The organism is Allorhodopirellula heiligendammensis, from assembly GCF_007860105.1.
Classification (GTDB): domain Bacteria; phylum Planctomycetota; class Planctomycetia; order Pirellulales; family Pirellulaceae; genus Rhodopirellula; species Rhodopirellula heiligendammensis.
Genome location: NZ_SJPU01000003.1, coordinates 355922 through 369946, shown reverse-complemented (window position 1 = coordinate 369946; position 14025 = coordinate 355922). Strand labels below are relative to the sequence as shown.

The following is a 14025-nucleotide window of genomic DNA, read 5'->3' as shown; positions in this document are numbered from 1 at the left end:
ATGGAGTTTCGGATGCACCGTTGGCGGCGTTATCTTCCTACGGGTTTTTCGGTAGTTGGCTTGCTAATCGGCATACACTTTTTTTGTGTTTCGCTGACACCGTCCCTGTTGCCTCGCCACCCGGTGGCGCAAGGGCTACTCAGCGGCATCTCACTAGCGGTCGGCTACTGTGTGGGCGTGATCGGACTGGGGATCTATCGGTTCCTGCAATTACGAGAATGGCAGGGTCGATCGGCAAAGATCGCCCGACGCGTCGTCCTCGTGATCAGTGGAGTCATGCTGCTGGCAACGCTCACTCGGATGGCCTATTGGCAGAATACGATCCGCGCGCTGATGGACATGCCACCCGTCGACAGTGGATATCCTACGACGGTCTTTGCCGTGGCGGTGGTGACCGCACTTATCTTTCTGTTATCCGCTCGCGCGTTAATAGGCCTGTCAGGCAAGTTAGCGAGGGCATTGCAGAGATTGATGCCGCCACGTGTCGCAGTAGTCACGTCCTATGCGCTCATCGGCATCCTTTTGATTAGCTTGATCAACGGGATGATCGTCAAGCGTCTGGTGCGAATGATGGACGAGACCTTTGCGACCATCGATCAAGCCATCGACGAGGGGATGGAGCCACCGCTCTCACTATTTGCTTCCGGTGGCGTAGAGTCGCTGATTCAGTGGGATGAAATTGGCAAGAATGGGAAACGGTTTCTTCTCAATGGGCCGACGAGCGAACAGATCAGCGAGTTGACCGGACGCCCCGCACTGGAACCCATTCGCGTTTATGCGGGCTACAACACCGGGGAAACCCTGCAGGAACGCGCTAAGATTGCCGTCGATGAATTAATACGAGTCGGTGGTTTTGACCGGCGCGTGCTCGTGTTGGCTACTCCCACGGGGACTGGTTGGCTGGACCCATCCGCCATCCAACCACTGCCCTATTTGCATGATGGCGACGTGGCGATAGTGTCAATGCAGTATTCGTATCTGCCCAGCTGGCTGACGATTGCAGTGGACCCTGAAATCTCCCGTCGTTCGGCCAAGGCGTTGTTTGACCAGGTGTACGCTCACTGGACAGCGTTACCGAAGGAGTCCCGTCCCGAACTCTACCTGTTTGGGCTGAGCCTCGGGTCGCTCGGTAGCGAAGCGGCACTGGATTTATTTCAGTTATTGGGCGATCCCATCGACGGTGCGGTGTTGAGCGGGCCGCCCTTCCCCAGTCGATTGTGGCAGCAGATCGTCGCAGAGCGAAATCCAGGGACGCCCCAGTGGCACCCCGTCTTTCGTGACGCGGCATTGCTGCGATTCATGAACCAGGAGGGGATCGCTGCGCCGCCGGACGCGGACTGGGGCGTGTTGCGGACGATTTACATCCAGCACGCCAGTGATCCGATGGTATTCTTCTCGCCATCGTTGGCCTACAGCAAACCCCATTGGTTGGGCGAGCAGCGCGGGCCGGACGTGTCGCCTGACTTTCACTGGTTTCCACTGGTCACGTTCTTGCAAGTTGGTTTTGACGTGCCGATGGCGACTGCCGCACCACTCGGTTACGCGCACAATTATGCGCCTGATGAGTACATCGACGCCTTCATCGAAGTCACCCGGCCGCGGGACTGGACGGAGGAGGATACCGCTAAACTGAAAGCGAAATTCGCGGATTTTGACGCGTCGCCGCTCTGAGCACGGCGTCCTTGCTGTGGGAGGCTGTCAAGCCGCAGGGAGGATGGAGTCGCCGTTCTCGCCAATGCAGCCTTTCATGCGGTGGGCGCGGCGTTTTGGCGAGCGTGACGACTCGCTGAGCAGAGCCTATCCCACTTGGCCTCGTCGCGCTACAATGCGCCATTTTCACGTGCCAGGCAGCCAGCGATGCCGATTATCGAAGTCAAAGATCTGACAAAGCACTACCGTGTTTACCAGAAACAGGAAGGAATTGGCGGTAGCATCCGCGGGTTGTTTCACCGTGAATATCGAGATGTGCACGCTGTCGAGGGCATCGATCTCACGGTCGAACAGGGGGAATTCGTCGCCTTTCTCGGCCCCAACGGAGCAGGCAAGACGACCACCTTGAAACTGCTCTCAGGGGTGATCCAGCCCACCAGTGGAACGGCTACCGTCATGGGATACGTTCCCTGGTTGCGTCAGAATGAATACCGCCGCCGGTTCGCGCTCGTCATGGGCCAAAAGAATCAACTTTGGTGGGACCTCCCGGCACGCGAATCCTACCGGCTGCATCAACATATCTACGGCGTGGATCCGGCGGAGTTCACTGCGCGACTGGACGAACTGAGTGATCTGCTCGACGTTACGCGATTGCTCGATCAGCCGGTGCGGGAGTTGTCTCTTGGCGAACGCATGAAGATGGAATTGATCGCGGCGTTGTTACATAATCCGGAAGTGCTGTTCCTTGACGAGCCAACGATCGGTCTTGATGTCATTGCCCAGCACAACATTCAGAAGTTTTTGCGATACTACCAAGAGAAGCGGCAGATCACGATCTTGCTGACCAGCCACTACATGAAGGACATTGCGGCACTCTGCCGCCGCGTTGTCGTGATCGCCAGGGGGACGATCCAGTACGACGGATCGCTATCGGGAATTATCGATAAATTCAGCGGTGACAAACTCGTCACGCTGCAGTTTGCCGCTTCGGAATCGCTCACGTTGCCCAAAACGCTTGGTAGCATCGTCAATGAGAATTGGCCGAAGATCCAATACCGGGTGCCTCGCGGTGATGTTCCGCGACTGCTCGCCGAGACGCTGAGAGATCACGCGATCGAAGATATCGTCGTCGAAGACCCGCCGCTCGAAGATGTCATTGCGGATCTATTCCGCGAATCGATGCAGCATGATGAAACCAAATCCAAAACGAATACCACCTCTACCAGTTCCGTATGATCACACTCGAAAACATCTCAATCGGATTTCGCGGCCCTCAACTACTCGACGACGTTACCGTGCGGATCGGGCGGGGTGATCGAATCGGTTTGCTCGGCCGCAATGGGGCCGGAAAGACAACTCTGCTGAAAATCCTCGCTGGTGATATCACGCCCGACCACGGCAGCGTCGTTGCCGATGCGGGCGCGAGCCTGCGAGTGGCGAGGCTGACCCAGGATGTGCCGGCAGACATTCAAAGCAGCGTGCAGGAGCTGATGTTTGCCAAGGCGGAAGACATTCCCGGTTTGGCTGGGTCACTTGGCCCCGCTGACAAAACCACGAAAGACGATTGGGAAATCGAGCAGCTCATCGAAGAGACTCTCTCTCGGATGGCCTTGTCGGGAGACGCGCTTTTTCAATCGCTGTCCAGCGGTATGAAACGACGCGTTCTACTGGCCCGTACCATCGCCGCCAAACCAGACCTCTTGTTGCTAGACGAACCAACCAACCACCTCGATATCCATTCGATTTTATGGTTGGAAAAGTTTTTGGGCAGTTGGCCAGGAACGCTGATGTTCATCACGCACGATCGCTCGTTCTTGCAGTCGTTGGCTAGCCGGATTTGGGAGGTCGACCGAGGTCGATTGTTTGATTGGACGTGCGACTACCCCACTTTTCTCAAACGCAAAGCCGACGCGCTCGATGCCGAGGAGAAGCAGAATGCGCTGTTCGATAAGCGACTGGCTGAAGAAGAGGTCTGGATTCGGCAGGGAATCAAAGCGAGACGAACTCGTAATGAGGGACGCGTCCGTGCCCTCAAAGAGATGCGAGTGCAACGTAGCGAACGTCGCTCCACCGAAGCGACCGCAAAACTTAATCTGCAAAGTGCTGCTCGCGGGGGTGCACTCGTCGCTAAGCTTGAGAATGTATCGTTCGCCTATGGAGACGCACCGATCGTCAATGACTTTAGCACTCTCGTGATGCGCGGTGACAAGATCGGCATCATCGGTCCCAACGGTGCTGGCAAAACAACACTGTTGAAGTTGATTCTCGGCGGTCTCGAACCGACCGAAGGGGATATCAAACTTGGGACGAATTTGAAGATCGCTTACTTTGACCAACTTCGTGATACGCTTGATCCAGAACTGACGGTGACAGAAAATGTTGGTGGTGGCAGTGACAAGGTCGTAGTCGGCGACAAAACCAAACACATCGTTGGCTACCTTCAAGACTATCTGTTCACTCCGGAACGTGCTCGCACTCCCGTAAAATATTTGTCCGGTGGAGAACGAAACCGGGCCTTGCTGGCGAAGCTGATGACTCAGCCTGCCAATGTTATTGTCTTGGACGAACCAACCAATGACCTCGATGCCGAGACGCTAGAAATGCTCGAGGAGCAGCTTGCGGGGTTCGATGGCACCCTCTTGATGGTTAGCCACGACCGGACATTTCTCAATAATGTGGTGACCAGCACCATTGTCTTTGAACACGACGAAGCGCCCGGCACGGTGAGGGAATACAACGGGGGATATGATGAGTGGGAGGCGGCGAAAGCCAATCGCAATCAGGAATCGCCAACGCGCACCTCAAAGGCCAAGATCAGGTCAACAAGCGGTGGCGCAAAGAAGGGCACTCCGGACGAGAAGCCCGCCAGCCCCACGTTGCCGCGATTAAGTTACAACGAACAACGCGAACTGAAATCGCTGCCAGCCAAGATCGAATCGCTCGAAGCCAAGATCGAACAACTGCACAGCGAAATGGCAGAGCCCGCCTTTTATCAGTCGGGGGGCGAAAAAATCGCTGCGACGTCCAAGGTGCTCCACCAGACAGAGGCGGAATTGGAAACAGCGTTCGCTCGCTGGGAAGAATTCGAAGCTCGCGCGGCGGCTAATTCATGAACGCCCGTGCCAGCAAAAAAAATGAGTCAACCTCGTGGTATGATCATCCGCAATACTTCGACATGGTTTTTCGGGACGAGACAGCTGACGAAGTCGCCTTCTTTCAAGAGGTATTTGAGAAGTATTTAACGCGGCCCGCCAAGCGGTTATACGAGCCCGGGTGCGGTAGCGGGCGACTCGTTGCCGCGATGGCTGCCAAGGGTTTCGATGTTGTCGCCGTGGACAACAATGCCGCGATGCTTGCTTACCTGCGGCGGCGATTGTCGCGCCGCGGACTCGATGCGGAGTTGGTGCTCGGCGACATGACCAGCCATGTCTGTCAGCCCCTCGTCGATGCCGCATTCTGTACATTCAATACTTTTCGGCATCTGACCGACGGCGACTCCGCTGAACGACATCTCCGCAGCCTTGCTCGATCACTGCGACGGGGCGGCGTTTACATTCTCGGTTTTCACTGCATCCCGCTGGACGCCGACCCTAACTGCACCGAACGCTGGAAAGCGGCCCATGCGGGGACCCAGGTCAGCGTGACGCTGCGCGTGATCGATTTTCAGCGACGACGTCGCTTGGAAACACTGCGGGTCTCGATCAAGGCCACCAAACCGAGCGGCATTATCGAGCGAATCCGCAGCGAGTTCTCACTGCGACTCTACACTCCCACGCAGGCGCAGAAGCTTCTCGAAAGCGTCTCGGATATCTTCGAAATCGCAGGCATCTACGATTTCGATTGTGACATTGATCAAGAGCGGAAGATCGACGAAGACCTTACCGATGCCGTGTTTGTGCTCCGCAAGAAATGAAGGCACGATCGAAATCGAGTCAGCGCGCTGTCCCGCCCAACTGCACAACACCGTTGAGCTATGTGAACCGCTTGGATGACTGCCGGGGCCGTCCGTCGCGAGGTTGCACCCAAGCGACCACTGCCGGCGCAGGCTGCATTCCGTACACGTTAGCCAAACCCAGCCCCTATCGTATATGATTAGAGGGCTCTTTTCACTTTCCTTATCCTCATTCGAAACCGAGACTAAACGATGGATCGCTCGATGAAGAACTTCCTTGTCGCCGCTGCATTGCCCTTGGCACTGTCACTCGCGGTGGGCTGCGGCGGCAGCACACCATCAGAATCCTCCCCCGAGGATAGTGTGTCGACAGGTTTGGATGATCTCACACCCGCTCCACCATCGATGCCCGGCCAGGACGACCCGCCCGCCGAACCGGTTAACCCCGGCATGATGTTGCCCGACGACGTTCCGCTACCAGATCCATCGGAGATCAACGAGCCTCGTGAGAGCAATGGGGAAAAACCGAAGGGGATGGAGTTACCCGACGACATCCAGCCCGTCCAGACGAGTTCGACCGCGGCCGGAGAAAGCTTGGGAATGATTGTGGGCACGCAAACCAAGAGTGAAGATGCAGCGGAAGTCAAGTTGAACATTCAGTTGGCACCTTGGCAGGAAATTGATGCTGTGACCAAGCAGGCCGGCCGCATAACCGTGGTTGATTTCTGGTCGTTGTCGTGCGTGCCCTGCCTGCGAGAGTATCCACAACTCGTGGCGTTGCAAAAAAAATACCCGGATCGGGTGCGCGCTATCGGTGTCAATGTCGACTTCTATGGAGGTGAGAAGTATCCGCCTAAGTCGTATCAGCCGCAGATTACAAAGTTTCTAACGGCGGTTCACGCAACCTTTCCCAACTATATTTCTCAGACCCCAAGCGAAGACGTATTCAAGAGTGTTAAAATCAATGCACTGCCCGCTGTGTTGGTCCTTGATGAGCAAGGCACTGTGGTCGAGCGATTTACCGATGCAAGCCACTCCGGCGGATTTACCTACGAAGACGATATTGTTCCGCTCGTCGAAAAATTGATTGCAAAGTAACCTGCCAGCGGCACGAGAACGCCGCGGTGAGGATCGCACCGCTACACATCGTCGTGTGTTGCTCCGCCCAGGCTGCCTGTACGTCGCCTTCGCTCAGCAAACAATGACGTTGTTAGACGCGTGATCCATTGTTAATTGATACGCCCTAATTTAAGTCTTATCCGGCCACATCATCCTCGAACGGGATATTTCATGAGCGTCGAAATGCAGCTCGCTCGGATCATTATCTCCGAGCTTACCGATAATCAAGTCATCTATCTCAAGGAGGTCGATGGCGAACGTCAATTTCCCATCATGATCGGGATCTTTGAAGCCACTAATATCCAGCGTCGTGTCAAGCAGGACTATGTTCCACCGCGGCCATTGACACACGATTTGATTGTCTCGGTTGCCGAGTCGCTCGACGCGGTCATCGAGAGTATCGTCATTAGTGATTTGAGTGAGCACACTTATTTTGCTCAACTCAATCTGCGAACGTCGACAGGTGACATCATCGAAGTCGATGCACGGCCGAGCGATGCCATCGCGGTCGCCGTGACGTACGACCCGCCGCTGCCGATTTACGTTGCCGAAGAAGTCTTGGCCAGTGCCACTGGAACAACCGCCGAAGGTGATGTCGACGAGCCTCCTGAGTTCTAGCTGTCATGTCTTTCGATGAACTCGAATTGAGGTTCTAGCGGTGCCTGATGTGCGTCACATGCAGAATCGAGATTCGTACCATGGTTATGTTCTGGCATGACTTGAAATGAGTGCAGACTGACGGTGCGGTCTGACGGCAATCTCCCCCTTTTCCCACTCTCTCACCTTGAACTCCTTCTCAGACATCAACGCGATGCGGACGTGGTGCCGTGAACGACACGCTGAATCTCAATCCATTGGGTTCGTGCCGACCATGGGTGCGCTGCACGAAGGGCATCTATCGCTGGCGCGGCAGGCCAAATCCCAGTGTGACGTGTGTGTTGTGAGTATCTTTGTAAATCCGACCCAGTTCGCGCCGAATGAAGATCTCAGCCGCTATCCGCGACCGCTTCAACATGATCTCGAGCTTCTGGCAGGTGAAGGAGTAGATGCCGTTTTTCTGCCCACCAATGCCAGTATGTATCCAGCGGGGTTTGGAAGTTTCGTGATGCCGTCGCCGGTTGGCTTGTCGCTCGAAGGCCAGTCGCGGCCAGACCACTTTCGCGGCGTTACGACGGTAGTGATGAAGTTGCTGCAGATCGTTCCGGCAAGTGCCGCCTTTTTTGGTCAGAAAGATTTTCAGCAGCTACGAGTTATCCAAGACATGGTGCGAGACCTGAATGTCCCGACGGAGATTGTGCCATGTCCAATCGTTCGTGATGAGGATGGGCTCGCGATGAGTAGCCGCAACCGGTACCTCAGCGATGAACAGCGAGTCACTGCCTTAGCGATCCCCCGTGCACTCAGTCGTGCGGCAGCTGCAGTCGCCGCCGGCGAGATTAACACCGCGGCGATTGAGCAGATCATGCTGGAGTCACTATCGGACTGTGACAGTGTTGATTATGCGGTCGTGGCGGATTCAGAGTCCTTACAACCGATGAGAAAGTTTGAACGTCCCGCTGTGGCATTGATCGCCGCTCGAGTTGGCAACACGCGACTGCTGGATAACCGAGTCCTATGAAAACACGCTCATTCTACGACCGTCTTTATGCCGGCTCTGTCTTTTATCCCACGCTCGCATGGAACGTGATGCTGGGACGGGTATTGAAAGTACGCCGCTGGTGGGATTTTATCGACGACCATGTGATTGTCGGCGCTCGCCCCTTCACCCGCGACGTGGAAACACTCGCGTCGCTCGGGGTCCGCGCAGTTGTGAATACTTGCGAGGAGTATACGGGGCCAATCGAGGAGTACGGTCGTTTAGGAATTGTTCAGTTGCACATTCCGACGATTGATTTCACCCATCCAACGATCGAGAACGTCCGCCAGGCGGTTGATTTCGTCGACAAACACGTGCAAGCTGGCGAGGTGGTGTATATCCACTGCAAAGCGGGCCGCGCACGAAGTGCCACAGTGGCAATTTGCTGGTTGATTGAGCATCGTCAGTTGAGCCCCGCCGAGGCACAGGCACTCTTGCTGAGTAAACGTCCGCATATTAACCCGCGTTTGACTGAGCGTGCGGTCGTCAACGAGTTTGTTGCCAATCTCGCACAAGCAGCCAACGGCGATTTGAAACTGCCAACCGAACCAGACATTTCAAGTCAAGCATGAACGCCTCCCGATGAGTTTGCGGATCAGTGAGATCACTCGCTGGATATGCAACACGAGGGTGGGGTAGTTTCGCCGAGGTCGAGCATGTTTTGCACGCTGAGATAACGCAGGTCGCCAAGCTGATGGCAGTTTTCCTCCTTCGTATTGCGTCGCATGCGTCTGGAGCCGGTTTGTATCAACCGTGTACGATCGACACGCGGCTGCCTGAGCTGCTGGTATAGAATTAGATTAATATCCGAGGTTATGTTTTGAGCCGTCTGCCGATCGACGAGGTGTTACCGCAAGTGCTTGTAGCGGTCTCCCGCGGCAATCCGGTTGTGTTGAAAGCACCGCCGGGGGCGGGCAAGACGACGGGCGTGCCGCTGGCTCTGATGGCTGAGGAAACACTTGGCAGTCAACAGATTTGGGTCGTTCAGCCACGGCGATTGGCGGCCCGCAGCGTCGCCGAGTTTCTCGCCCGCTCGCTCAATGAGCCCGTTGGGCAAACGATCGGGTATCACGTTCGACTGGACCGGAAGGAATCCGCAGCGACGCGAGTGTTACTCATGACGACGGGGATGTTTCTCCGACGAATGCAGTCCGACCCGCTGCTCGAGCGAGCGGGCTGCGTGATTCTCGATGAATTTCATGAACGCAGCATTGATCTCGATTTGTCACTCGCACTCACGCAGCGACTGCGCACGGAACTTCGCGATGATTTGCGTCTGATCGTGATGTCGGCCACCCTCGATCCGCAACCAATTGCGGACTACCTCGGCTCTGGCGCCGTGCCAGTGTCCTGCCAGGGCCGAAGCTATCCGGTGATCATCACTCATCATGACGCAGTTCCGAACCAGAGACTCGAGAGCGTCATAACGCCAGTGATCGCTCACACGGTCGAAGAGACCAAGGGACATGTGCTGGTGTTCCTACCCGGTTTGGCTGACATTCACCGCGTTCGCAGTGCGTTGGCCTCGTTACCGCTCGGTCGTGACGTGGAGATCGTGACGTTGCATGGCTCGCTGTCGCCGAAGCAGCAAGACGATGCGATTCGGGGTGGAAACAGCGGCGGACGCAAACTCATTCTATCGACGAACATTGCCGAAACCTCTGTCACAGTGGAAGGCGTGACGGCCGTTGTGGATTCAGGATTGGCGAAGATCCCCGTTCTCGATTCTCGACTGGGGTTAACCCGCCTACAGACTCGCCCGATCTCGATCGCATCAGCAGATCAGCGAGCGGGGCGGGCTGGCAGAACCGCACCAGGGGTCGCCCACCGCCTGTGGTCAGCCGCCGCACACCGCACGCGAGACACGTACGACCGTCCCGAAATCTTACGAGGCGATCTGTCTGCGACGGTGTTGACGTTGGCGTGCCTGGGCGAGGCGGTCGACGAGTCCTTTGCTTGGCTGACACCGCCTCCGGAGCATTCCCTCCTCGCTGCCAAAGAGCGGCTGCAACTGCTCGATGCGATTGATCCGCAGGGACGAATAACGGCATTGGGGAGACGAATCGCGGCTCTGCCTTTAGATCCTCGGATCGCACGTTTCGCACTTGCCGCACGGCAGTACCTGCACCCCTCCCAGGTAGCTATCGCAGCGGCATTGTTGAGTGAACCCAACCCGACTATGAAGTCCAAGGTTTGACAAGTGGTGTTGGGTTGTTTTTTGTCTTACTTCTTTTTTTTTCCGCTGGTGGAGGTGAGGTGCCGTTCGCCGGAGGCTTTTTTCGGTCGCTCGCCAGAGCATGGCGACCGAAAAAAGGCGCAGGTGAATGGCACCGGTTTCCATCTCGGTTGATGTCGATCACGGATGCATCAACGGCTTTTGACACGAACGGGTAAGGAGCTGGATTAAACGACTATTCGAGGTGTGAACGCTCTTGGTCCTGGTGGGCCAACATGATTCATGATGGCGGCGTCCCCTCAGTTATCCTTGCACGGTTCCAGCCACTTGATTCAGACTGGCGACGTGTTTCGGCGAGCACTTGCCTGAAGGCTTCAATGAGCAGCAAGTGGTCTTCCTTCGGTACGGCACATTCTTTAGGGCGATGTGTCGGATAGTTCTAACGATCCTTTGCAATGGATCGATCCTAGATCGAACGGTCCGCATCAACTTGGGTCGGTGCTCAGTACGGAGGGCAGGTCTGTTCCTTGGTGGTTCGTGTCGTGGGCTGGCAGCGGGCTCCTGGGGTGATCGGGGTTGGTGTTGGTGTTGACTGAAAGAATGACGATAGGGTTGGAGTAATGAGATGGTTTAAATGGCCAGCAGGTCCGATTCGTTACGACGATGTTTTCACATCAGTCAGCCCGTTCTGGTTGTCCTGCAGGCTTGGGTTCATCAGTTGATTAGAAGGCGAGCAAGGCCGATTCGTTACGCCGATGTCGGAGCATCAGGCAGGGATTACTGGCTTTCTTGCTCGCCGTGGCTTGGAGGTTTTCGTTTGTCGTTTCTCGTTGGGTTGAGAAGTGGACCGAGGCGAGCGCGTCGCCGGCGAGTTGGTCGCTTTGCGTTTGGAAGCGGTCGGTTTGGCAGATCCAGTGCTCGTTCTCTTCACGGGATTCTGCCCAGTTGTTTTTGAAGCACCCCTCTCGGCGGCCTCTCTCGCCGCGCGGGCTTCCTTGCGAAGACGACTTTTTCGCTGATCTGCATTCTCTTTGGGTTTCATGTTTTGCAGTGAGTCCTTGAGCCCCGTCGGCATCCTTCCGAACGATTCAGTGACCTGGATCATTTGCTTGGGATCCCAATCCTTTTCGTCTCGCAGCATCGCCCAGGCGATCACAGCGATCTTGCGAGCCAACGCGATCGCAGCTTTCTTCTTACGTGTTTTTTGCTTGCCACAGATCCTCTCGTAGACACCTTTGGCCCATGGGTTGTATCGCAGCGACGCCCAAGCACATTCGACGAGGATCGTTCGGGCCAGCGGGTTGCCACGCTTGGTAATGCGTCCGTTGCGATCCGTTTCGCCGGATTGATACTGACGTGGAACCAAGCCGAAGTAGGCCGACACTTGTCGTCCGTTTTCAAAGCGGTGCGGGTCGTCGAGACACGCGACGAGGATTTCAGCGGTTCGTGGTCCGACTCCGGGGATCGTTTGGACTCGCTTGATGCGTTCGTCATTCTTGCCGATCGCTTCGAGCTTCTTGACGACACCAGTGAGTTGCTCGGTCAGCGAATCGAGGATGGTCAGTTCGATGTCGAGCTCTCCTTTCCAAAGTTCGTCAGGTCCGCAGTCAGCCAGGGGTTTGCGAAACGAGTTGATGTGCTCGCGACCGGAGTACCAGGCTTTCTCGCCCGTGGCGATCTCGATCCCGTGGTTAACGAACCAAGCACGGATGGCATTCTTGGTTTTGTTGATTCGTCCGTCGAGAGTCTTGCGGTATTTGACGAGCGATCGGAACTCACGATGTTCCAGCGTCGGTGTGTGGACGCCTTTGAGTTCGCCCATGGCGGCCATCCGAGCGAGCTTGAGAGCGTCGTCACGATCGGTTTTGCGTTTGACGTTGGCCCACCGCCAGGCTTCTTCGTTGGTGGAGCAGACGAGTGTTTCATGCCCTTGATGTTGTGCCAGATCATTGATCCATCCCGAGGGGCCGCAGGCCTCCATGACGACCAGATCGGCCTTGGTGTCGTGGAAGATGACACCGAAGTGTTCTCTCGTAGTGGGTGTCGTGACAAACTTCGTTTTGCGAGTTTTGGAGTCGAAAAAGCAGCAAACGGAGTTGAATTTGCCGAGGTCAAGTGCGAGAATCTTCATGTGATTTCAGTCCATGTGTTTGGTGGGTGGAGCGAATGTGACGGGCAGCCGCAAGCTGCCCAGATCACGGGTTTGAGTCGCCAGTTTTTTAACGAATGGCTCCCACCCGTCAAACCTTGGACTTACATGGATTCTTTTGAGCGTGACTCGCCCGAACTGGACCGACTCTCGCTCGCGGAGAAAGCAAAATGGATTGTTGATAAGCCGCATGGTGTGCGTAGTGCATTTCGCCGAGTGTCCCAACAAATCGAGCGATCTCTACCAGACGAACCTCCACCGGCAACAGACCTGCAACAATCGTTCGATGAGTCAATCGCACTCGCCTTGCTAGCGGCCTATCCGGACCGGGTTGTCATGCGACGCGATAGCGACCCTGATCGTGGCGTGATGGTCGGCCGCCGAGGCGTCGTCGGATTGTTGGCAGTGCCGCACTTAGATTCTTCAGCTGAGTTTCTGGTTTGCTACGATGTCGATGGAGGCTCGTCGCAGTCACGAGTGCGTGGTTCCGTTGCCATCGACGCGTCCTGGCTGCCGCAGGAGCATATCGATGTGGGGATTGAGGTGGGATTTGACTCCGAGCGAGAGGTGGTCATCTGCCGCGAAATCAGGCGGTACGTGGATCTCGTTCTCAGTGAAACTCCGATTGCATGTCGCGATAGCGAAGCAACGGCGCAATGCCTCTTCGCAGAAGCCTGTCGGTCTCCCGAACGTGTGGTTCCCGACACCGCGCCCGGTGACGAAAATAACGTCGCGGCATGTTTGTTCAGGATCGAATTGACGCTCGCGAACTCTGGTGGGAGCGGAACACCTGACGCACTGGCACCGGACAGGCTCTGGAAACAGATTTGTCGAGAACTTTGTCACGGGCGTCGCTCGTTCGCTGAACTCCGGCGAGCCCCCTGGAAGGATTATCTGATTGGGCAGATCGGTTATGATGTTTGGCAGCGTGTGCAAACCGATGCGCCGACACACCTGCTGCTACCGAGTGGCAATCGGGTAAAGATCGGCTATGCCCCGGGACGTCCTCCTTGGATTGAGGCCAAGATCCAAGAGTGTTTTGGATGGCAGAGCACGCCGCGTATTCTTGGCGGTCGAGTCGCGGTTCAATTGCACTTGCTCGGTCCCAATCGTCGCCCCCAGCAAATCACGGACGATCTTGAAAGTTTTTGGAATAACACATACGGCGAGATTCGCAAAGAGTTACGGCGCCGGTACCCAAAACATCATTGGCCTGAAGACCCCCAAACTGCGCAAGCGACTCCGAATGGATTGAAACCACGCCAGTAGGAGCGTCGCTCCGACACGCTGAACCGACACGTGGAGGATGCAGCAACTCCTTGCCAGGCTCCAAGCCCGTCCAGCCCCTCCGACGGAGTCTCGGGGAAACCAGCTACCCAATCGATTCGTCACTTTCCAGCCTA

Annotated in this window: 11 protein-coding genes; 10 read left to right on the top strand and 1 reads right to left on the bottom strand. The window is 56.1% G+C overall.

What is annotated here, in order from left to right; all coding sequences use genetic code 11:
• Positions 1-12 precede the first annotated feature (12 nt).
• The 9 genes from Poly21_RS21395 to Poly21_RS21355 all read left to right on the top strand — a co-directional run bounded on the left by Poly21_RS21395 (position 13) and on the right by Poly21_RS21355 (position 10494).
• Positions 13-1671, top strand: a complete 1659-nt coding sequence (locus Poly21_RS21395; protein WP_302120044.1) for an alpha/beta hydrolase — start codon at positions 13-15, stop codon at positions 1669-1671.
• Between the two features lie 186 nt (positions 1672-1857).
• Positions 1858-2886: an ABC transporter ATP-binding protein gene (locus Poly21_RS21390; RefSeq protein ID WP_146409090.1), complete on the top strand. Its 1029-nt coding sequence runs from the start codon at positions 1858-1860 to the stop codon at positions 2884-2886.
• Positions 2883-4763, top strand: a complete 1881-nt coding sequence (locus Poly21_RS21385) for an ATP-binding cassette domain-containing protein (RefSeq protein WP_146409089.1) — start codon at positions 2883-2885, stop codon at positions 4761-4763. The genes Poly21_RS21390 and Poly21_RS21385 overlap by 4 nt, the downstream gene beginning before the upstream one ends.
• The gene (locus Poly21_RS21380) at positions 4760-5563 is read left to right on the top strand and encodes a class I SAM-dependent methyltransferase (protein ID WP_146409088.1); all 804 of its coding nucleotides are present in this window, start codon (positions 4760-4762) and stop codon (positions 5561-5563) included. The genes Poly21_RS21385 and Poly21_RS21380 overlap by 4 nt, the downstream gene beginning before the upstream one ends.
• 231 nt (positions 5564-5794) lie before the next feature.
• Complete coding sequence (locus Poly21_RS21375; RefSeq protein ID WP_146409087.1) at positions 5795-6640, top strand: TlpA family protein disulfide reductase; 846 nt, start codon at positions 5795-5797, stop codon at positions 6638-6640.
• A gap of 192 nt (positions 6641-6832) precedes the next feature.
• Positions 6833-7279, top strand: coding sequence for a bifunctional nuclease family protein (locus tag Poly21_RS21370; protein WP_146409086.1), 447 nt, complete (start codon positions 6833-6835; stop codon positions 7277-7279).
• A gap of 166 nt (positions 7280-7445) precedes the next feature.
• Entirely contained in the window at positions 7446-8279 is an 834-nt protein-coding gene (panC, locus tag Poly21_RS21365) for a pantoate--beta-alanine ligase (protein ID WP_146409085.1), read from the top strand.
• On the top strand, positions 8276-8869 hold the full coding sequence (locus tag Poly21_RS21360; protein ID WP_146409084.1) for a phosphatidylglycerophosphatase and protein-tyrosine phosphatase 1 family protein: 594 nt from the start codon (positions 8276-8278) through the stop codon (positions 8867-8869). The genes panC and Poly21_RS21360 overlap by 4 nt, the downstream gene beginning before the upstream one ends.
• A gap of 248 nt (positions 8870-9117) precedes the next feature.
• Positions 9118-10494 carry a helicase-related protein gene (locus tag Poly21_RS21355; protein ID WP_146409083.1) on the top strand — a complete coding sequence of 459 codons (1377 nt, stop codon included), beginning with the start codon at positions 9118-9120 and terminating at the stop codon, positions 10492-10494.
• 745 nt (positions 10495-11239) lie between these two features.
• Here the strand turns inward: Poly21_RS21355 and Poly21_RS21350 are convergent.
• Positions 11240-12604 (bottom strand): IS110 family RNA-guided transposase, encoded by a 1365-nt coding sequence (locus Poly21_RS21350; protein WP_302120041.1) that lies wholly within the window; start codon positions 12602-12604, stop codon positions 11240-11242.
• On the opposite strand from Poly21_RS21350, the gene Poly21_RS21345 reads away from it, so the two are divergent.
• Positions 12605-13891 (top strand): ATP-dependent helicase C-terminal domain-containing protein, encoded by a 1287-nt coding sequence (locus Poly21_RS21345; RefSeq protein ID WP_146409082.1) that lies wholly within the window; start codon positions 12605-12607, stop codon positions 13889-13891.
• The last annotated feature ends 134 nt before the right edge of the window (positions 13892-14025 follow it).